The organism is Jannaschia pohangensis (assembly GCF_900113875.1).
GTDB lineage: Bacteria > Pseudomonadota > Alphaproteobacteria > Rhodobacterales > Rhodobacteraceae > Jannaschia > Jannaschia pohangensis.
The window spans coordinates 62,077-82,357 of record NZ_FORA01000008.1 but is presented as its reverse complement, the minus strand read 5'-3'; the positions used below and the strand labels follow the sequence as shown (position 1 = coordinate 82,357).

Annotated in this window: 16 protein-coding genes; 13 read left to right on the top strand and 3 right to left on the bottom strand. The window is 64.9% G+C overall.

The genetic code is table 11. The annotated features are described in order from the left end of the window. On the bottom strand, window positions 1–1,490 hold a 1,490-nt coding region (locus BM002_RS18240; RefSeq protein WP_217641183.1), incomplete at its 3' end, for a beta strand repeat-containing protein. Between the two features lie 274 nt (window positions 1,491–1,764). Between BM002_RS18240 and BM002_RS18235 the strand changes: the two genes are divergently transcribed. The 13 genes from BM002_RS18235 to BM002_RS18175 all read left to right on the top strand — a co-directional run bounded on the left by BM002_RS18235 (window position 1,765) and on the right by BM002_RS18175 (window position 18,045). Further along, window positions 1,765–3,828 (top strand): type VI secretion system Vgr family protein, encoded by a 2,064-nt coding sequence (locus BM002_RS18235; protein ID WP_092784862.1) that lies wholly within the window; start codon window positions 1,765–1,767, stop codon window positions 3,826–3,828. Window positions 3,829–4,230: 402 nt separating this feature from the next. Further along, complete coding sequence (locus BM002_RS18230) at window positions 4,231–4,488, top strand: PAAR domain-containing protein (RefSeq protein ID WP_092784859.1); 258 nt, start codon at window positions 4,231–4,233, stop codon at window positions 4,486–4,488. A gap of 44 nt (window positions 4,489–4,532) precedes the next feature. Continuing rightward, window positions 4,533–5,171: a DUF6931 family protein gene (locus BM002_RS18225; RefSeq protein ID WP_245749319.1), complete on the top strand. Its 639-nt coding sequence runs from the start codon at window positions 4,533–4,535 to the stop codon at window positions 5,169–5,171. Between the two features lie 82 nt (window positions 5,172–5,253). Next, window positions 5,254–6,555 (top strand): type VI secretion system-associated FHA domain protein TagH, encoded by a 1,302-nt coding sequence (gene tagH, locus BM002_RS18220; protein WP_092784856.1) that lies wholly within the window; start codon window positions 5,254–5,256, stop codon window positions 6,553–6,555. A gap of 75 nt (window positions 6,556–6,630) precedes the next feature. Then, the gene (locus BM002_RS18215) at window positions 6,631–7,959 is read left to right on the top strand and encodes a type VI secretion system protein TssA (RefSeq protein ID WP_092784853.1); all 1,329 of its coding nucleotides are present in this window, start codon (window positions 6,631–6,633) and stop codon (window positions 7,957–7,959) included. A gap of 105 nt (window positions 7,960–8,064) precedes the next feature. Further along, window positions 8,065–8,592 carry a type VI secretion system contractile sheath small subunit gene (gene tssB / locus BM002_RS18210; RefSeq protein ID WP_092784850.1) on the top strand — a complete coding sequence of 176 codons (528 nt, stop codon included), beginning with the start codon at window positions 8,065–8,067 and terminating at the stop codon, window positions 8,590–8,592. A gap of 23 nt (window positions 8,593–8,615) precedes the next feature. Further along, on the top strand, window positions 8,616–10,109 hold the full coding sequence (tssC, locus tag BM002_RS18205) for a type VI secretion system contractile sheath large subunit (RefSeq protein WP_092784847.1): 1,494 nt from the start codon (window positions 8,616–8,618) through the stop codon (window positions 10,107–10,109). A gap of 62 nt (window positions 10,110–10,171) precedes the next feature. Then, window positions 10,172–10,666: an Hcp family type VI secretion system effector gene (locus tag BM002_RS18200; RefSeq protein WP_092784844.1), complete on the top strand. Its 495-nt coding sequence runs from the start codon at window positions 10,172–10,174 to the stop codon at window positions 10,664–10,666. Window positions 10,667–10,953: 287 nt separating this feature from the next. Continuing rightward, the gene (gene tssE / locus BM002_RS18195) at window positions 10,954–11,565 is read left to right on the top strand and encodes a type VI secretion system baseplate subunit TssE (RefSeq protein ID WP_175484963.1); all 612 of its coding nucleotides are present in this window, start codon (window positions 10,954–10,956) and stop codon (window positions 11,563–11,565) included. Next, window positions 11,562–13,493, top strand: coding sequence for a type VI secretion system baseplate subunit TssF (gene tssF, locus BM002_RS18190; protein WP_092784838.1), 1,932 nt, complete (start codon window positions 11,562–11,564; stop codon window positions 13,491–13,493). The genes tssE and tssF overlap by 4 nt, the downstream gene beginning before the upstream one ends. Beyond that, the gene (tssG, locus tag BM002_RS18185; RefSeq protein ID WP_175484962.1) at window positions 13,490–14,461 is read left to right on the top strand and encodes a type VI secretion system baseplate subunit TssG; all 972 of its coding nucleotides are present in this window, start codon (window positions 13,490–13,492) and stop codon (window positions 14,459–14,461) included. The genes tssF and tssG overlap by 4 nt, the downstream gene beginning before the upstream one ends. A gap of 21 nt (window positions 14,462–14,482) precedes the next feature. Beyond that, window positions 14,483–17,116, top strand: a complete 2,634-nt coding sequence (tssH, locus tag BM002_RS18180) for a type VI secretion system ATPase TssH (RefSeq protein ID WP_092784832.1) — start codon at window positions 14,483–14,485, stop codon at window positions 17,114–17,116. Window positions 17,117–17,184: 68 nt separating this feature from the next. Continuing rightward, entirely contained in the window at window positions 17,185–18,045 is an 861-nt protein-coding gene (locus BM002_RS18175; protein ID WP_092784829.1) for a hypothetical protein, read from the top strand. Window positions 18,046–18,117: 72 nt separating this feature from the next. Here BM002_RS18175 and BM002_RS18170 read toward each other — a convergent pair whose 3' ends face one another. Both BM002_RS18170 and BM002_RS18165 read right to left on the bottom strand, forming a co-directional pair. After that, on the bottom strand, window positions 18,118–18,822 hold the full coding sequence (locus tag BM002_RS18170; RefSeq protein ID WP_139212419.1) for a hypothetical protein: 705 nt from the start codon (window positions 18,820–18,822) through the stop codon (window positions 18,118–18,120). 129 nt (window positions 18,823–18,951) lie between these two features. Beyond that, window positions 18,952–20,241 (bottom strand): ammonium transporter family protein, encoded by a 1,290-nt coding sequence (locus BM002_RS18165; protein WP_092784823.1) that lies wholly within the window; start codon window positions 20,239–20,241, stop codon window positions 18,952–18,954. Between the last annotated feature and the right edge of the window lie 40 nt (window positions 20,242–20,281).

Below are 20,281 nucleotides of genomic sequence, written 5' to 3'. Positions count from 1 at the left end.
CCGGTCACGACCGTCAGGCCTCCGGCAGCGGTGAGGAATTCGGCGGTGCCGAGGTTGGTGAAACTACCGCCGACCGTCGCGCCGTCGTCGGTGAGGCTGCCGAAGGTCAGCGTGCCGCCGTCTTCGTTGCGCACATCGCCGTCGACGTTGCCCAGGATCGTGCCGATCGCGCCGGCACCGCTGTTGACGAAGTCGTTGTCGACATCGCCACCGTCCTCGATCGTTGCGGTCCCGGTATTGAGAACGCCGCCGACAACCTGTGTGCCGACGGTGAGGACGCCCTGGTTGTCCAGCGGATCCGTCCCGTTGATCGTCAGGACGCCCGCATCGATATCGAGGCTTCCGGTATTGGTCACCGAGTCCGCGCTGACGTCTGCCGTCGTGACGACATCGGCCCCGTTCGTCAGGTCGCCCGATACGGCAAGAACGCCGGTCTGGGTCACGGTCGTGCCCGCACCAAGCGTCAGGTCACCTTCGATATCACCCTGGATGTCAGCCGATCCGCCAGTCGTCTCGACGTCACCCGTGACATCCGCAAGACCGTCGGCCGCGCCCTCGAGGATCAGGGCGCCGCCCGTTGTGATGTCCGCCTCGACCGTCGCACCGTTGAAAACCTGAACCGTCGTATCGGCCCCGGCCTCGATGCTCAGGGGACCGGCCCCCAGGGCAGTCAGATCGCCGCGCACCAAAAGGCTGCTGCCTGCGTCGTCCACCGTCACTTCATCGCCGACCTCAAGCGCATTTCCGGCCTCGACCGTCAAGATAGCGCCCGCGTTCACATCGATGTCGTCAACGACCTGACCCTGCAGGAAGGCCTCGCCGCCGTTGAGAACCACGTCACCGTCCACCACCGCGCCGGCATCTTCGGCCCGAACGGTCCCGCTGCTGACGATCACATCATCCGAAGGACCCGGAAGCGTGGAACCAACCGTGCCGCGATAGAGGAACGTGCCGTCTGCTGCGACGTTTGTCCTGCCGCCGATATCGACCGCGTCCACGGTGACATCCGCCCCGACGGAGAGTTCGTCGAGTCCGGCATTCGTCCCGGTCAGGAACAGGGTGTGGCCCGAGCCCGGCCCATCCGGCGTCTCTACCGAGAAACTGCCGTCGAGATCGCTCTCGATCGTGGCACTCCCCTCGAGGCCGATGACAGCCCCGCCCCCGGGGATCACAGGCGGCTGGCTGCGGATCTCATCTCCGGTCAGAACATAGCCGTCGACCGTGAAGCGCAGTTCGCTGACGCCGGGGGAAGTTCCAGCCGCAATCGTCACCGTACCGGCCGTCCCGCCAAAGCTCACACCTTCACCGTTGACGAAGGCGTCGTTCGACTCGGGCGGGCCCGGCGGACCGACGGTCAGGAAATTCTGTCCGGTATCCGTCCAGGTGCCGGTCCCGCCCTGAACGCCGGCTGTCCCGTCATCGATATCCCAGAATGTCAGGGTCTGTGCCCCGACGGGCATGGCCAGCGCCGCCAGCAGCGGAAGCGTCACAATTGCAGTCGAGCACCGAAGGCCGGGAATCATCATATCTGTCCACCTGAAATCGCAGAGGTTTTGCTGCAAAGTGACGCTCCGGAGCCTTTGCTGCAATGAAAGATCATCCAGCACGTGCGACTTGTTGCGCCGCAGCACCATCCGTCGCGCCCCTGTGGACAATGGTTTCGAATGCACCGGTTGCGTCACCTGCCAAACCGCGTATCTTCACACCATCGGGGGTGCGACAACTATTATGTCAAAACCGTCGCTATTTTACGGGAGTTTCCCCATGAACAAGCAATTTCGGCAAGGCTCGCGGATCGGCCGCCTTGAAACAGCGCTCGGCCAGGATGCCCTCGTCCTGAGGCGTTTTACCGGCGAAGACAAAATGAACGGATTGTTCGAATACCGCGTGGAGGCTTTGGCCACCGGCATCGACATCGACTTCGATTCGATTGTCGGCACCCATGCGACGGTCGAACTGAAGACCAAGAATCACGGCGAGAGGTTCTTCGACGGGATTGTGACCCAGGTCAAATGGGCCGGCACGGACGAACAGGGCAACCGCTATGATCTGTTGCTGCGGCCCTGGTTCTGGCTGGCCGGACGGCGGCGCAATCAGCGCATCTTCCACACGATGTCGGCCCCGCAGATCCTCACGGAACTGCTGTCGCCCTATGCCGGTCTGGGCAATCCGCACCTGGAGATGAAGCTGACCCAGGATTATCCGATCCTGGAATACACGGTCCAATACGGCGAAAGCGACATGGCCTTCGCCACCCGGATCATGGAACGTTTTGGCATCAGCTATCACTTCGTCCACGCCTCGGGTGTGCACACGATGGTGTTGACCGACGATGCGGAGTCGCATGACGCGATCCCCGGCGGCTCCCGCGTGTTCGTCGGTGTCGATGGCCACCACTTCGCCGACGAGGAGCATTTCTGGGCCCTTCACCCCGAACGCAATCTGACGACCGGCGCCATCCGCCTGACCGACTACAACTTCAAGATGCCGCATGCCGCGATGGAGGTCGACCGGACCGGCGACGCTGCCTATGCGCAGGGCGAGATCGAAAGTTTTGACTACCCCGGCGACTACCTGGCCCAGGGCGAGGGGCGCGGCACCGTCCGCCGCCGGGTCGACGAAGAGCGGGGCCATGACCGGCGGTTCCGCGCAGAAGGCGACTGCACCGCGCTCAAGGCCGGCATGATCGTCGAGCTGACCGGCGAACCCGCACCCGGGCTGACCGATCCCCGGATGCTCTGCCTCGTCGCGCGCCACAGTTATCTGAGCGAAGGTTACGGCACCTCCACCGACGATGCGGACGAATACGCCTATTCCGGGACCTACGTCCTCAGCCCCGTCAGCGCACCCATGGTGCCCGACCGCAAGACCCCGTCCCCCGTGATGAAGGGTCCGCAGACCGCGACGGTCGTGGGCGAAGGCGAGATCGACTGTGACGAATACGGGCGCATCCTGGTGCATTTCCACTGGGACCTGGACAAGGCCATTTCCATGCGCTGCCGCGTCAGCCAGAACTGGGCCTCCAAAGGGTGGGGCGGCATGGTCATCCCGCGCATCGGCATGGAAGTCGTGGTCGAATTCCTCGACGGCGACCCCGACAAGCCGCTCGTCACGGGCTGCGTCTACAATGGCGCCAACGATCCGCCCTATCCGCTGCCGGCCGCCAAGACGAAATCCGTGTTCAAGACCGACACCCATCAGGGCAGCGGCTTCAACGAGCTGACCTTCGAGGACGAGAAGGACCGCGAGCTGATCTACATGCACGGCCAGAAGGATCAGCAGATCGACATCCTGAATGACCGAAACAAGACCATCGGCCGCGACCAGTCGGAATCGGTCGGCCGCGACAAGATGATCAGCATCGGGCGCGACCACACCGAATCCATCGGCCAGGACGCCCGCCACACCGTCGCGCGCGACGTGATCTATCAGGTCGGACAGAACCAGCAGGAACGCTATGGCAAGGACCACGTCCATGTCGTTGGCAACATCCACAAGCAGGACATCTATGCCGACCATCTGGTCCAGACCGGTCGCAACCGGGAAGAGACGGTCAAGGGCCGCTATGTCCTGAACGTGAACCAGTCGATCACCAACAACACCAAGACCCACACGCTGATGGCCTTCGACAAGTTCGTCATCAAGGGTCCGGGCGGAAAGATCACCATCGACGCCTCCGGCATCACACTCGAGGCGGCGCAGATCCGGCTCAAGGGTCAGGTCAGCATGGGCGGCGGCGGCGGTGCCCAGGTGCCGACCCTGCAAGGGGCCGCCAACGCGGGCCTTCCGCTGGTGGAGGAATGCGTCAAGCAGAAGGGCGAGGAGTAACCCGTCTTGCCCGTCGTTGTCGGCGGCACGGACGCGACGGTACGATGCCCGCTTTTGCGATTTCGTAAAATTGTTGCGCCGCCAGGCCTATCGGTTTGACACGGCCTGGCGTGCCAAACCTCCTGATCCGTGACCTCTCTGCAGTCTTTCGCGCCAAATCTCCAAGCTCTTGCCGATCCATGCGAACACAGCGCCGTCGGGGAAGGCGGCGACGCTGACCGCCAAAATCTCGGCTAGGGCCGACGCCCTCGACCTGTTCCTCGCACCGGCAAAAGCGGGGGCACGGGGGGACGCGGCCTGGCCGGACATCGCGACCTGATCGCGTCCGGATCCAGCCAGATGTCTTGCCTCAAACCCGCCCCTCTGTCAGGCTATGGCCATTGAACGAAAAGGAGTTGACCGATGCTTCCAATTGCACGTCTCGGTGACAAGCATATGTGCCCCGCCCATGGCCCGAACATGATCGTCTCGGGCGGCACCGCCCTTGTGGACGGACGCCCGATCGCCCGCGTCGGCGACAAGACGATGTGCGGCGCGATCATCATCGAAGGCAGTTCCATGGGCACCGACGACGGCAAGCCCGTGGCCTATCTGGGTTGCAAGACGAACCATGGCGGGGTGATCGTCGAAGGGTCGCCCATGCACCTGATCAAGCCCTGACCTTGACGGGCGGTTTCACAGAAGAACGGGACGCCGTGGTCGGCATGGAGGAGTCCCCGCCGCCCGAGGGCCCGGACGCCGAGGTGGTCCCGGCCCCCGACACGGGCGAGGCCGCCGAAGAGGCCACGCGCCCGCCGCAGCAGATCCTGCGGCAGGCCACGCCCTATGCCCTGTTCGAGGCGATCCCCCAGATCGCCCAGGTCGTGCGCCGCGCACCGACCCCCGATGAAGACACCGAAGCCTATCTGGTCCGCCTGCGCGGCTCCACCACCCCGGAAGAGGCGGTGACCTTCGCCGCCTTCGCGTTGCAACCCAACATGGCCGTATGGTGGGGCTACGAATGCCTGCGCGCCCTGCCCGAGAAGCTGGACCCCATGGACCGTGCCATCCTCGAGGCGGTCGCCATCTGGACCCAACACCCGAGCGACGCCAACCGCTGGCGCACCATGCAATCCTCGCTCTTTGCGCCCCGGCGCAGCCCGGCGGTCCTTCTGGGCCTCGCCGTCGGCTGGTCGGGCGGGTCGGTTGCGCCCAATGACACCGCCCCCGTCGCGCGCCACCGGGCCCCGGGCGCCATCAATTCGGCGGTCCTGTCCTGTCTCGCCGGTCTCGACACGCGCAGCCGGTCGGTTCATCTGGCCCGGATGATCGCCCTCGCCGCCTCCCTCCTGCGCGAGAATTGACCCCCTCCAAACGCTCGGGGAGACAAAGTTTTTCCCCAGGCGGCCTTTTCATTTCCGTCCATCGGACCCATCTCTTCGCGCCATGAGCCTGACCCTCAAGATCGACAATTACGACCGCCTGGAGACGGGCGGGCCGACCTGGTTCGCGCTCGAGGGGCGCGGCTGCCAGGCCGGGCGTGCGGCGTCGATGGACTGGGTCCTGCCCGATCCGCAGCGGCATGTCTCGGGGCACCATTTCGAGGTGACCTTCGACGGGGCGAACTACTGGCTGCGCGATGTTTCGACCAATGGCACCTTCCTCGAGGGGGAACGCCACCGGATGCAGGCACCCGTCAGGCTGGCCGCCGGAATGCGCTTCACGGTCGGCGGCTATATCGTCGTGGTCCAGTCAGGCAGCAACGTGCCCGGCGCAAGCGGTGCCACGCCACAGGGGCAGTATGCGCCCGCCCCGGATCTGGACGATCCCTGGGCTTCGGTCGGCGGCCCGCTGGAGCCGGTGAACCCCATTCCGGCGCCGCCGCCGCGTCACCTCGACGATGTCGCGTCCGATTTCGTCCCTGGCCCGCCACGGTCGTCGTTGCAGGTTCCGCCGCAGATGGCTCCGCTGGCTCCGCGCCCGGTGGCCGCCCCGCCGCTGATGCCGCCGCACCTGCAATCGCAAGCCCCCGGCCAGCCCGCGCCCGCGCCGTCACAGGTGCCGATGCCCGCACCGGTCCCCCCCCCCATGCAGCCCCCCATGCAGGCTCCGGCGCCGCCCCAGATGCCGCAGGCGGCACCCCCGCCCCCCGTCGCTCCGGTCGCGCCGGCCGGCCCGCAGGCCGCCGATCTGGTTGCGGCGTTCTGCCAGGGCGCGGGCCTCGATCCCAAAACCCTGTCCGACGAGGACGCGGTCAAGCTGATGGCAGAGGCCGGGGCCGCCCTGCGCGTCACCGCGACCGAGATCATGGCGATGCTGCGCGACCGCTCGCGGGTCAAGGAATTCACCGGCGGCGGCGCGCGGACCATGCGGTCGGCCGAGGGGAACAACCCGCTCAAGTTCATGCCCGACACGACGCAGGCCCTCGAGACGCTCTTCGTCGCGCGCAAGCAGGGCTTCCAGTTCGGCGCCGAAGGCATGGCCAGTGCGATGTCCGATGTGCGCAGCCATCAGGCCGCCGTGTTCGCCGCCCTTCAGCCGGCACTGCGCGAGATGCTCGAGGGTCTGTCCCCCGAGGAGATCGAGGCCGAAACAAAGGCCGGCATCATGGGCCGCGACAAGGGTCGGTGGGCGGCCTTCGTGGCGGCCTGGGACAAGAAGAGTGCGGCGGGCGACAACGGCATGCTCGACGCGTTCATGAAAGCCTTCGCCAAGGCCTACGGCGAGGCGAGCAACGTCAAGTTCTGACGCGGGGCCGGGCACGCTTGACGCGCCGCCCCGTCGCGGGAACTGTGCGCAGGACAGACCACGAGGGAGAGGCGGATGCCTAAGGGATACGATTGGGCCGCCACGCCCCTGGACGGGCCGGACGGCCCCTGCGGCCCCGATCTGGAGGCGACCGACGACGATGGTTTCGTCGATTGGTATTATGAGTCAATCGGTCGCCTGCCCGAACGCTATCTGATCCGGGGCACCCGTGTCAGCGAGGATCAGGAGAGCCTCGACCGCACGTTCGACACCCGTTCGGTCGACATCAAGGCCGAGAAGGAAAAGGCCGACGGCCTGCTGACCCGCAGCCGCGACATCCGCATCCTGATCCTGATGGTCCGGTGGGAATTGCTGGCCGGTCGCGCCGTTCCCGCCTCCGAGGCGCTGGCCGCCGCCGCCGCCCTGCTGGAGGCGCTGCCCGATGCGGTCCACCCCGTCGACGCCGCAGACCGGCGCGGCGTCCTGGCCGATCTGACCGACGAAGTGACCGTGATCCAGCCGCTGCTGCACCTCAACCTCGCCGGTGCCCAGGAAGTCAGCCTGCGCCGCATCCGCGTGGCCACCGGCGAGGCACAGGCGCGCAATCACGAGACCGACCTCGACGCCTCGCTCATGGCCGAGGAACTGGCCCGCCCCGCCAACCGCACCGTGGTCGAGGCGAATGCCCGCGCGCTCGACCGGATGCTTCTGGCGGCGTCGACCCTGCGCAAGGTGCCCCGTGCACCCGACCTGTCGACCTTCATCGACACGCTGACCGCCATGCGCGGCCTTCTGGGTTCGGCCGCGCCCGGCCTCGCGCCCGCCCCGGTTCTGGACGCGGCCGAGACGGACGAGGACGACGACTCCCGCAGCGACACATCCGGCTCCCCGACCTCGTCACCCCAGGCCGCCATCACCTCGAACCTTGCGGTTCAACCGCCGACCGGGCCCAATGGCGCGCGCCTCATGCTGGAGGCCTGCGAGCGGTATTTCCGCAGCCACGAACCGTCATCCGCCGCCCTCTTGCTGGTGACGCAGGCGCGGCTTCTGGTGGGGCGGCCCCTGATGGACGCGCTCTATACGCTGATGCCCGAGGACGCGAACCGCGCGACGGTCTCGCTCGGCACCACGGGGTTTCAGCTGGCTTCCGACCGTCTCATGGCGCTGTCCGATGACAACAGCCTGCCGCCCGATGACGGTGCTGTGGCACAGGACGAAGCGCCGGCTATCCCGCAGCTCGCCACCGCGGCCGATGTCACCAACGTTCTGGCCGCCGTCGAGGCGCATTATGCCCTGCGCGAACGCAGCAGCCCGGTACCCCTGCTTCTGGCGCGGGCGCGCGCAACAATCGGCAAGGATTTCCATGCGTTGATCGCCGAACTGATACCGCCGCAGCAAAACTGACACAGTCTTTTGTCAGACGAGTGGCGAGGACGGGTTTGCCTGCATTGACTTGTGGTCAGCCAGCGGGTTCACTGCCGCAGGGATATTTTGAACCGGAGAGATGTTATGGCGGCCGACAAGGGCACCGACTTTATCAAGCGCAACCGCCCGCCACGCGTCCAGATCAGCTATCAGGATCCGTACGACAGCACCAAGATGGTGGAACTGCCGTTCGTGATGGGCGTGCTGTCCGACCTGAGCGGCAATGCCAGCCTGGTCGAAAAGCCCGCCGTGGAAGAGCGTGAGTTCTCCGACGTGACCAAGGACACCCTCGACGACTTCGTGGAATCGATCCAGCCGGGCGTCAGCATGAACGTCAACAACCGCCTCGATCCCGACAGCGGGACCAAGATGGGCGTCTCGCTTCACTTCAACAGCATGGACGATTTCGAGCCGGCGGCGATCGCGGCGCAGGTTCCGGCGCTCAAAAAGCTTCTCGAGGCGCGTCAGCAGTTGGCGAACCTTCAGCGTTACATGTCGTCCAAGCCCAAGGCGCAGGAGCACGTCAAACGGCTTCTGGCCGACCCGGCGCTGATGGCCGCCCTGGCCGAACGTGCGCCCGATACGGACGACGACAAGGATAACGACGCCTGAGCGCGTCGACAGGAGAGAGAGCAATGGCAGAAGAGCTCCAGAATCAGGGCGCAGCCGCCCCGCAGGGATTGGATGAGCTGTCGGAGTTTTCCGACATCCTGAAACAGACCATCAAGCCGCGCACCGATGTCGCCGCCAAGGAAGTCGACAACGCCGTCGTCGCCCTGGTCCGCGAGGCGCTTGGCGACCAGAACCTGATTGCCGAGGACGTGATCGACACGATCGACGCGATGCTGGCCAAGATCGACCAGAAGCTCAGCGCGCAGGTCAACGAGATCATGCACAACGAGGAGTTCCAGAAGCTCGAAAGCAGCTGGCGCGGCCTCAAGTTCACCCTCGACAACGCCGAGACCGATGCGTCCCTGCGGGTCAAGGTGATGAACGTCTCCAAGAAAGAGCTTCAGGCCATGATGCGGCGCTATCCCGGCGCCAAATGGGACAAGTCCCCGCTGCATGACCGCGTCTATGAACAGAATCTCGGCACCCTGGGTGGCCGTCCCTTCGGCGCGCTGATCGGCGACTATTATTTCGATCAGTCCAGCCCCGATGTCAGCCTTCTGAACTCGCTCGGCAAAATCGCCGAAGCGAGCCTCGCGCCCTTCATCTCGGCGGCGTCGCCCACCCTTCTGGGCCTCGACGAATTCAGCGAGATCGGGACGCCTCCGGATCTGTCGGAAATCTTCGAGACACCGGAATACGCCCAGTGGAACTCGCTGCGCGAATCGGAAAACGCCCGCTTCCTGGCCCTGACCCTGCCCCGAGTCCTCTCGCGGGAGCCGTATGGCCAGAATTCCAACTCCGTGGTCGAGGAATTCGAGTTCGAAGAGGAGGTCGACGGCCACGACGCCACGAAATACGCCTGGATGAACGCCGCCCATGCGCTGGCCGCGAACATCAACCGCGCCCACAAGGAACATGGCTGGACCGTCAAGATCCGTGGCGTGAATTCCGGCGGCGAGGTGCGCAACCTTCCGACCCATCTTTTCGATACCGGAGACGGTTCGAAGGACATGAAATGCCCGACCGAGGTGTCGATCACCGACCGTCGCGAGGGGGAACTTTCGAAGGCGGGCCTTATCGGCCTGATTCACCGCCAGAACACCGACAAGGCGGCCTTCATCGGGGCTCAGACGCTGTACAAGCCGAAGACCTATGTTGACGACGAAGCAACAGCGTCGGACAACATGTCGTCACGATTGCCCTATATTTTCGCCGTATCGCGGTTCAGCCACTACCTCAAGGTCATGGTCCGCGACAAGATCGGCGAAAGCCCGGACCGCAGCCAGATCGAGCGTGAACTGCAAGGTTGGCTCAACAAGTACATTGCTGCGAACCCGGAAACCGCCAGTGAAAAGGAAAAGGCCCAGAAACCCCTTGCCGGAGGCACGGTTGAAATCGTTGAAGACGAACTCAATCCGGGATATTATATGGGCAAATTCTTCCTCAAACCGCATTTCCAGCTTGAGGGTATGGACATCGGAATGAGCCTGGTATCCAAACTACCCAAGGCCGGTTGACGGCCTTGGTTCCACCCAAGACTAGTTCTTAACTCTGAAAAAACCCCAAAGGAGATTGCCCGATGGCCGTCGATATTTTCCTCATCCTTTCCAATGGCATCAAGGGCGAAGCCCAGGATTCCAAGTACGCCGAGACGATTGACGTCCTCGAGTGGGATTGGGGTCTGACCCAGTCCGGCACGACTCACGTCGGCGGCGGCGGCGGCGGCGGCAAGGTCGACGCCCGCGACATCCAGATCACGAAGTACGTCGATCTGGCCTCCAACGACCTGATCAAGCGCGCCACCACCGGCGAGCACATCGATTCGGGTGAGCTGATCGTTCGCAAGGCCGGCGGCAGCCCCGTCGAGTACTTCCGCATGAAGATGGAGAACATCATGATCTCCAGCTACAACACCGGCGGCAGCAAGGACGGTCTCGACCGTATCCAGGAAACGCTGACCCTGAACTTCCGCAAGTTCCAGATCACCTACACCCTGCAGGACAAGACCGGTCGCCCGGGCCCCGAAAGCTCGACCGGCTACGACCTGGCCGCAGCCGAGGAGTGGAGCGCCTAAGCCTCCCCTTCGATCCTATCGGAAAAGGCCGGTGCATTGCGCACCGGCCTTTTTCTTTTTTCGGCCAACGTGTTACACCTATTCTCCCTCGATCCGCTCCGCATAGGACAGCGACGGCCACCGGGCCGATCTCCCCGATCAGATAGAAAATCAGATTGCCATCGTGCCGGATCGATCGCAGCTCCGGCAGGAAGGCCGCGCGCGGGCGGACAACTGCCATGTTTTTCTTTGCGCCACATCGCTCTTGCCCTTGCGTCCGCGCGGCCCATTGGCGACCCTGCGCCATCATGAGCGAGCCCGATCCCGAGTTGACCGTCCCACCCGTTGCGGATGAACGCGCCCGCCGCAACTGGCGGTCGGGCGACCGTGCGAAAGTGTCGATCATGAACGTGTTTCGCGCCGCCCACAGGGCCGGCGACGGACGCAAGGCCACCCCGGGCAGCGAGGATGGCACGCGGGAGATCACCGCCCGCTCCCTCCAACGTCGCGACGGCGTCGGCGAGGAAATGCTTCGCGCCCACCTTCAAGCCGACCTGCACACGTTGCTCAACACCACGCGCCTTGAATCGGCCGTCTCGCTCAAGGACGCGCCGCATGTCGCGCGGTCGGTCCTGAACTATGGATTTCAGGATCTGTCGGGCCTGACCATGGATGAAATCGGGGCGCCCCACGTCGAAAAGTCGATCCGCCAAAGCCTGCTGGATCATGAGCCGCGTATCATCCCCTCCACCCTCGATGTGAAGATCGAGTCGCGCGGCAACGACACCGATCAAAGGCTCAGCCTGCATGTCTCGGCGGAGCTTATGAACGATCCCGTCGATATCGCACTCGACTTCGACGCGGTGGTCGATCTGGGTGCGGGCAAACTCCACCTCAGCCAGTTCCGGGTCCAGACGTGAAGAAAGACCTGCGCCGCGCCTATGACCGTGAATTGGCCCTGTTGCGCGAACGCGCCGCCGAATTCGCCGCCGACTACCCCGGGATCGCCGATCGCCTTGGCGGGCTGCTGCACGAAAATCTGGACCCCGCCGTCGCGGGCCTGCTGGAGGGGACGGCCTTCCTCGCCGCCCGCGTGCATCTCAAGATGGAGGACGAGTTCAAGACCTTCACCGAGGAGCTGCTGGACCAGATCTTCCCCGAAGCGCTCGAACCCACACCCTCGGCCATGATGGTACAGGCCAATCCGCCCTGGGACAATTCCGGCCTGGTGGACGGTCTGCGGTTCAACGTCGGCGACTACCTCGATGCGCGCTATGTCGAGGCCGATCAGCGCGTCACCTGCCGGTTCCGCCTGTCCGAGCCGTTGACCCTCTGGCCCCTCGCCCTGACGCGGCTGGTCTATCATCCCACCCCCGGCCCGGTCGGCGCCCTGGGCCAGGATGTGACGCCCGACACCCGCGCGGGCCTTGAAATCGACCTGTCGCGTCTGGGTCCGGCGGGCGAAACCGCCAGTGGCCTGCCGCTCAGCGGTCTGCCGATCAAGACCCTGCCGATCCATTTCACCGCTCCCATGGCCGAGGCCGCCCCGCTCTATGAGCAGATGTTCTGCGACGTGGCCCGCGTGTCGCTGCGCTGGATCGATGCACATGGGGACGCCGCATTCCGTCGCCTGCCGCCCGATGCCATCGGTCAGGTTGGGTTCGACCCCGGCGCACCGCTCTTCCCGATGCAGGGCAACCTTTTCGAAGGTTTCGCCCTCCTGCGCGAGGCCTTCACCTTCCCGCGCAAGATCCTGGGGTTCACGCTCTGCAACCTCGACCGGCATCTTGCGGGCATCCCGAACGACAGCGTGACGCTGGTCATCGAATTCAAACGCCCGTCGCAGGTTCTGGCTGCCCGGCTGGAGCTGGAGCATCTGCGCCTGCACACCGTGCCCGCCATCAACCTGTTCGAGGAAGGCAGCAATCAGGTCCGCCTCGACGCCAAGCGGCACGAATTCGTCGTCACCCCCGACGCCAGCCCCGTGACCCACTACGAGGTCCACCGGATCACCGACGTCTATGCCCATTACGCGGCGCAACAGCAGAAGGTCCGCGTCCACCCGCTCTATTCCCTTCCTCCCGAGGGGCAGGAGCCCTCGGCCACGCTCTATTTCACCACCCGCCGCAAGCCCCGCCGCCTGACCGCCAAGGAACGCCGGTTCGGCACCGGGCGTGCCCGTTATCGCGGGACGGAGACCTATATCTCCGTCTATGAACCCCCCGAGGTCGAGGGTGCGCAGCGGCTCCAGATCAAGACCCTCTGCTCCAACCGCCATCTGGCCGAATACCTGCCGATCGCGTCGGGCAAGGACGATTTCCACCTCTGCGAGGATCAGACCGTGTCGCTGTCCTGTGTGGCGGGGCCAACGCCGCCGCGCGGCCCGCTGGTCGACATGGACCAGGACGCGGGCCACCGCGCCAACTCGGGCCAGAACTACTGGCGGCTCATCAGCTATCTGTCGCTGTCCCATCATGGGTTGGGCGGCCAGCGCGACTCGGCCAAGGCCGCCGCCGCCCTGCGCGAGCTGTTGTCGATCTTTTCCAACATCTCGGACACGGTGACGATGCCGCGCCTTCAGGCCATCACCGACGTCAAGACCCGGCCAATCACCCGCACCATCGAGGGGGAAGACGGTTTTCACCCGGCCCGCGGCCTCGAGGTGACGCTGACCATCGACGAGACGCCCTTCGATCCCGGCGGCGTCATCGTCCTGACCGCGATCATCGAGCGGTTCCTGGCGGAATATGCCGCCGTGAACACCTTCACCCAATGCGTCGTCGTGTCCAAGGACCGGGGTCACATCAAGACCTGGCCACCGCGCACCGGACAGGGGCCGCTGCTGTGACCGAAAAGGCCCCCGTCGGTTATCTGGCCGAGCTGCGGCGCATCGAACGGGCCGCGCGGGGCCGCCCTCGCATCGGCATGAACGAACGCCTGCGCGACGAATTGCTGGACCTGGGTCAGGACCCGACGATGTCCTTTCCGTCCTCCGACCTGTCAGAGCCGGACACCAAGGCCCGCCGCCCGTCGATGCGGGTGCGCTTTCTGGGCTTCTACGGCGCGTTCGGCGCCCTGCCCCTGCCCACCACCGAGGAAGTCGCCCGTTGGGTGGCCACCGGCGACCGCGCCTTCGTGCGTTTCACCGACATCTTCGCGACCCGCTTCATCCAGCTGTTCTTCCGCGCCCATTCCGACGCCCGCCGCATCGGTCAGTTCGACCGCCCCGACGCCGACAAGTTCCAGGATTGGATCGGCGCGCTCGGCGGCGTGGGCAGCCCGGCCTATCACGACCGCGACCGCGTCCGCGACACCAACCGCATGCCGCTCATGCCGCTGGCCGCGCATCGCGTCAAAAGTCCTGTGCGTTTGCGCCAGATGCTGCAACACCATCTGGGCGTGCCGATCCGGATCGACGAATTCGTGCCGTCCTGGCTGATCTTCGAACCCGACGCCCTGTCCCGCCTTGGTCAATCGGGATGCGCACTCGGGCGCGACACCCACCTGGGCAACCGCATCCGCACCGTCGGCGACAAGATCACCATCCATATCGAGGCGAAAAGCCTTGATAAATATACTCGTTTCCTGCCCGGCGGCGATGACCACGGGCAATTGGCCGATCTGGTCCACTGGTATCTGGGCCGCCGGTTCGAAGTGGATATCGCCCTCTGGCTTCCGGCCGGACAGGTCGCCCCCGCCAAATTGGGCGGCGGCGCGACGCTCGGCTGGATGGCCGCCCTGCCCACAGACACACCGCGCGCCGCCGATCAGTTGCTGCGCGCCGCGACCTATCGCCTCGACCCCGAGGCCGCGTGATTTGACCGAAAGGAATTTGCCATGACCGACATCAGCATCGAGACCTATGCCGGCAAGATGAACCGCCTGGGCTACGACGCCTTCCTCCAGGCCATGCGTCAGGCGAGGGGCGAGCGGAACCGCAATGTCGACCTGTGCCACCTGCTGTTCCACGCGCTGGCCAACAAGGACAGCGACATCTCGGTCACGCTTACGGCGCTCGACCTCGACCGGGGCACGGCGCTCAAGGATCTCGACCGCGCCATGGCTGCGCTCGACAAGAACGTGACCGAGACACCGGGCATTTCCGAGGCGCTGTCGGACACGCTGAACCACGCCTGGACCTATGCGACGCTTCTGTTCGGCGAGGCGCAGATCCGTACGGGCCACATCCTGACCGCGCTGCTGGCCGACCCGAACCTGCGCCGGTCGCTCACCCGCTATTCCAAGGTCTTCGACACCCTGTCCCCCGACCGCCTGTCATCGGACGCACGCACCCTCTGGGCCGACAGCGACGAAGAAGACATGCGCCCCATGGACGGCTCGGGCCTGTCGTCGGCCGGTTCGGGCGGCACGGGCGAGGCGTCCAAGGGCACCACCGCGCTCGGCCGGTTCAGCACCGACATGACCGCCGAAGCGGAATCGGGACGCATGGACAAGATCGTCGGCCGGGACGAGGAAATCCGCCAGATCATCGACGTCCTGCTGCGCCGTCGCCAGAACAATCCGATCTTGACCGGCGAGGCGGGGGTGGGCAAGACCGCCGTCGTCGAAGGCTTCGCCCAGGCCCTCGCCTCGGGGAACGTGCCGCCCAAGCTCAAGGGCATCCGCCTGCACATGCTCGACATCGGCGCGATGCAGGCCGGCGCCTCGATGAAGGGCGAGTTCGAACAGCGCCTGCGCTCCGTCATCGACGAGGTGCAATCCTCGCCCACGCCCATCATCCTGTTCATCGACGAGGCGCATACCCTCATCGGCGCGGGCGGTGCGGCGGGTACGGGCGACGCGGCGAACCTGCTGAAACCCGCCCTCGCCCGCGGCACCCTGCGGACGATTGCGGCCACCACCTGGGCCGAATACCGCAACTATTTCGAAAAGGACCCGGCCCTCACCCGCCGGTTCCAGCCCGTCACCGTCGACGAACCCGACACCGCCCGCTGCGCCTACATGCTGCGCGGCTCGCTCGAAGCGATGGAGGAACACCACGCCGTCCGCATCAGCGACGAGGCCATCGTCGCCGCCGTGAACCTGTCGGCGCGCTATATCCCGTCGCGCCAATTGCCCGACAAGGCGGTCAGCCTGCTCGACACCGCATGCGCCCGCGTCGCCGTCAGCCAGGCCGCGACCCCGGCGCGCATCGCCGACCTGCACGAACAGATCGCCTCCCTCACCCTGGAGATCGCCAGCAAGGAAGCGCAACGCGACCTGGGCGAAGAGAACGAGGAGCGGGTGGTCAAGGCCCAGGCCGAACTGGTCGAAGCGCAGGAGGAACTCGCCAAGCTGCAAGACCTCTATACCCACGAGAAATCCGTCGTGGACCGCATTCTGGAACTGCGTCAGGCCCAGGGCGAAGACGCCGACACGGCGCAGGCCGAGATCGCCGCCAACATGGCCAAGCTCTCCGAAGGCGACCCCGACGACCGCATGGTCTATGCCCATGTCGACGCCCAGGCCGTGGCCGCCGTCATCTCCGACTGGACGGGCATCCCGGCAGGCCGCATGGTCACCGACGAATTGCAGGCGATCCTGCAACTCTCCGACCATCTGCGCGAACGCGTCATCGGGCAGGACCACGGGCTGCGCGCCATCGCCAAGCGGATCGAGGCCAGCCGCGCGGGTCTCTCCAACCCCGAAAAACCCATCGGTGTCTTCATGCTGGCCGGGCCATCCGGCGTGGGCAAGACGGAAACCGCGCTGGCCCTGGCCGAGCAGCTTTACGGCGGCGAACAGAACGTCATCACCATCGCCATGTCCGAATTCCAGGAGGCGCATACCGTCTCCCTGCTCAAGGGTGCGCCTCCGGGCTATGTCGGCTACGGCGAAGGCGGGCGCCTGACCGAAGCGGTGCGGCGCAAACCCTATTCCGTCGTCCTTCTGGACGAGATCGAAAAGGCCCACCCCGACGTCCACGAGCTGTTCTTTCAGGTCTTCGACAAGGGCCGGATGGAAGACGGCAACGGCCGTCTCATCGACTTCCGGAACACCCTGATTCTGCTGACCTCCAACGTCGGCACCGACCTCATCATGGATGCCACCGACCAGGGCCGCGAAGAGGTGGAGGTCGAGGAACTGGCCGAGGCGATGAAACCCGCCCTGCTTCAGGTCTTCCCCCCCGCCCTTCTGGGCCGCATCGTGACGATCCCCTATCTGCCCCTCGGCCCCGAGGTTCTGGCCGGCATCACCAAGCTCAAGCTCGGCTCTGTCGCCCGCCGACTGGATGCGGCCCACGGTGCCAAGCTGACCTGGAGCGACGAACTCATCGACCATGTGGTCGCCGAATGTCGCGACCCGGATTCGGGCGGGCGGATGATCGACAACATCATCACGAATTCCATCCTGCCCGAACTTAGCCGCAAAATTCTCGGCAAGATGGTCGCAGGCGAAAAACTCCGCGAGGTCGGCCTGACCCTGCGGGACGGCGCGATCGCGTATACATTTGACGGAGTGGACGCCTGACAGCACAATGACCCCGGGGCCGCGCTTTTATTGCGGCCCCGGACCAACCCTATTTTCAGGAATTTCAGATGAGCCAGACTGATTTCTTCTACGGTGTCGACGGCACCGGAGAAAAAGACAACGCGACCTACAAGAAGAACTTCGCCAACAGCCACGTGCGCAACATCTGGAAGACCTGGCAGGGACCGGGCTGGTACATGCGGGGGCCGACCGATCTGGGCTCCGAGACGCCGGCCATGGCCCAGGCGGTCGTCAAGAAGGCCGAAGCCTTCTGGACCGACATGAAGAAGACAGGCCGCGAAGGTGGCGCGCGCATCTTCCTGTCGGGCTACAGCCGGGGCGGCGCGGCGGTGATCGAAGCGGCCTACTTCCTCGACCTCAAAGGCATTCCGGTTCACGCCCTCCTGCTCTTTGATGCCGTCGACCGCGCGACCGGCATCCGCCATTCCGACAGCATCCCCAAGAACGTCTCGCTCTGCTATCACGCGTTCCGCGCCAATTCCGCAGGCTCGCGCGAGATGTTCGGACGGACCGGCACACGGTTCAATCCGGCCTGGACCGACTACAAATACAAGGCCTTCAAGGGGACGCATGGCGCCATCGGCGGCACGCCCTGGATCGCGCCGCAGGGTGTCAGCCAGGATGCCAAGATCGAGGAACTGACCCCCGAACAACGCCGCAAGCTCAGGAACGGCCGGACCGTCGCCCGTGGCGTCAGCCCCCTGGGCGAGGCCGTTCTGGGCCCCATCATCCAGCGGGAGGCCGACAAGAACACGGTCACCAACATGACCTTCCGCGAGGATGGCGAGGCGTCCAAGCGAGCCGGCAACTGGATGAAGCAGCAGTTGGCCGAGGCGATGAACACCATGGCCGGGATCACCGTCGTGGGCAAAAAGCGCGTCGGCCGGGGCAAGGGACGCCGCAAATAGGTGCTTTGACGTCCCCGTCGAAATGAAAAGGGCACCCGAACCGGGTGCCCTTTCTGCACGAGGTTGCGGCGCCTATCGCTGACAGGCTTTGGCGAAGCTCTCGAACGCGCCCCAGATCTCGGCGCCCGCGTCGCTGCGCTTGGGATGAACCAGCACGAACTCGAATGCCTCGTCTGCACGGTTCGGCAGCTGACCCAGGATGTGGATCGCGAAATCGGCAATCGTCTCGCGGGCTGATTTCGGCTCGAACCCGTTCTGCGCCGAGTCGAGCGCCATGCCACCGATGACCGACGCCGCCGCTCCGGCCTCCATCTGGCCTCTCGACAGCGGTGCCTGCGACCCCGCCACACCGACGGATCGGTCAAGCTGCAATTTCGAAACGTCGAAGGCCGCGCTGAACAGATCGATGTTCGAGATGTTGCGGCGGCTGATGTGGAAGTAGTTGTTGAAGTAGACGATGCGGATGCTGCACCCCTCGCCGACGATGGCGAGGCCCGTTTCATCGTCCTGATACTGGGCCAGCGACCGCAGGGCGTCGAGCGCTTCGGGCACCGACAGGGCGTCTGCCTCTTCCTCAACCGATTGTTCCTGGATCAGCTGCGAGACGTTGTTGAAGCAGGCGATCTGCTCGGCCGGGTCAGAGTTCTTTTCCTGACAATTGGCCATCAGCGAGGACAGCGTGTATTCGACCCCGTCGACGCTGATCATCTGTTCCGCCAGGGCCCCATTCGCGACGAGCCCCAGAGACATGACCATACCGTATATTATTGTTTTCATGTACCATACTCCATTGCGTCCATCGCAATGATCTTACCCAAACGTGGCCCCGGGGGCCGGTCTCTCGGCCAAAGCGGACGGGGTCGCCTGCTTTGGCCGTTGTGTGTGGCCCGGGGGCCGACCGACAGGTCAGCTGCCCAGGACGAAGGCGGTTTCGTCGCCGCCGCGGTTTTCCGCGTCCGACGTCACCCGCAGGCCGATCGTCGCCTTCAGCAACATCCAGACGGCGCTGGTGGCCACCCCGACATAGGTGATGACGATCAGCAACGACGACAGCTGCCCCAGGAAGGTCGCGTCCGGGTTCGTGAAGGCAACAACAAGGGTGCCCCAGATACCGCAGAAGAGGTGAACCGGGATGGCCCCGACGACATCGTCGATCTTGAAGTAGTCGATCAGCTGCGAGGACAGGACGATGATGATTCCCGCGACCAGACCGATCGAGAAGGCGGCGAAGGGCTCGGGGTAAAGCGGCTCTGCCGTGATCGCGACCAGACCGCCAAGCGCCCCGTTCAGCATGAACGCCAGATCGAAGCGACCCGAGTTCAGGTAGGACAGGAACGCCCCGACGATGACCGCACCGGCGGCCGCCAGATTCGTGTTGAGGAAGATCCGCGACACGTTCGCCGCATCGGAATCCGACGAGAAGCTGAGATAGGAGCCAGCGTTGAAGCCATACCAGCCCATCCACAGGATCAGCGCACCGATGGTCGCCAGCGGCATCGAGTAATGGCCGAGCGCCACCTTCTTGCCGTCGACGAACCGTCCGTTGCGCGCGCCGACGAACAGTGCACCGGTCAGGGCCGCCATGCCGCCGGTCACGTGAACGACCGTGCTGCCGGCCAGATCCTTGAAGCCCAGATCGCTGGCGAGGAAGCCGCCGCCCCAGGTCCAGGATGCCTGGATCGGATATATGACGGCAGTCAGGATGGCGGTGAAGATGAAGAACGCGGCAAGGTTCATGCGCTCGGCGATGGCACCCGAGATGATCGAGGCGACGGCGACGCAGAACATCGACTGGAAGAAGATGTCGGCGGCAGCGGAATGGCCGCGACCGACGAAGTCGGCACCGGCGTCAACGACACCGTCGATCTCGATGATACCTTCAAAGCCGACGACGCCTGGGATGATCCAGCTGCCGTTCGGGAACATGATGCCATATCCGGTCAGCACGAAGGCCGTCGACGCGATAGCGAAGAGACCGATGTTCTTCGCGCATTGGTTGATGACGTTCTTTTCGCGGACGAAGCCGACTTCCAGCATCGTGAAACCGGCTGTCATCCACATGACGAGGATACCGCAGAACACGATGAACAGTGTATTCATGAGATAGGGCGAGACACCTGCGTCCGCTTGTTGCGCGGCGGCGGGTGCGGCGAGCAGGGCGATGGCCACCGCAGATCCACACAGATTTCTAAACATTTCGAACCTTCTACTTTACGTTGAGCTGGTTCTACAAATG

What these genes read in the sequence shown, in the direction of transcription:
- BM002_RS18235 (WP_092784862.1), top strand. Translation starts at nt 1,765, where the DNA reads ATGAACAAGCAATTTCGGCAAGGCTCGCGGATCGGCCGCCTTGAAACA.
- BM002_RS18230 (WP_092784859.1), top strand. Translation starts at nt 4,231, where the DNA reads ATGCTTCCAATTGCACGTCTCGGTGACAAGCATATGTGCCCCGCCCAT.
- BM002_RS18225 (WP_245749319.1), top strand. Translation starts at nt 4,533, where the DNA reads ATGGAGGAGTCCCCGCCGCCCGAGGGCCCGGACGCCGAGGTGGTCCCG.
- tagH (WP_092784856.1), top strand. Translation starts at nt 5,254, where the DNA reads ATGAGCCTGACCCTCAAGATCGACAATTACGACCGCCTGGAGACGGGC.
- BM002_RS18215 (WP_092784853.1), top strand. Translation starts at nt 6,631, where the DNA reads ATGCCTAAGGGATACGATTGGGCCGCCACGCCCCTGGACGGGCCGGAC.
- tssB (WP_092784850.1), top strand. Translation starts at nt 8,065, where the DNA reads ATGGCGGCCGACAAGGGCACCGACTTTATCAAGCGCAACCGCCCGCCA.
- tssC (WP_092784847.1), top strand. Translation starts at nt 8,616, where the DNA reads ATGGCAGAAGAGCTCCAGAATCAGGGCGCAGCCGCCCCGCAGGGATTG.
- BM002_RS18200 (WP_092784844.1), top strand. Translation starts at nt 10,172, where the DNA reads ATGGCCGTCGATATTTTCCTCATCCTTTCCAATGGCATCAAGGGCGAA.
- tssE (WP_175484963.1), top strand. Translation starts at nt 10,954, where the DNA reads ATGAGCGAGCCCGATCCCGAGTTGACCGTCCCACCCGTTGCGGATGAA.
- tssH (WP_092784832.1), top strand. Translation starts at nt 14,483, where the DNA reads ATGACCGACATCAGCATCGAGACCTATGCCGGCAAGATGAACCGCCTG.
- BM002_RS18175 (WP_092784829.1), top strand. Translation starts at nt 17,185, where the DNA reads ATGAGCCAGACTGATTTCTTCTACGGTGTCGACGGCACCGGAGAAAAA.
- BM002_RS18170 (WP_139212419.1), bottom strand. Translation starts at nt 18,822, where the DNA reads ATGAAAACAATAATATACGGTATGGTCATGTCTCTGGGGCTCGTCGCG.
- BM002_RS18165 (WP_092784823.1), bottom strand. Translation starts at nt 20,241, where the DNA reads ATGTTTAGAAATCTGTGTGGATCTGCGGTGGCCATCGCCCTGCTCGCC.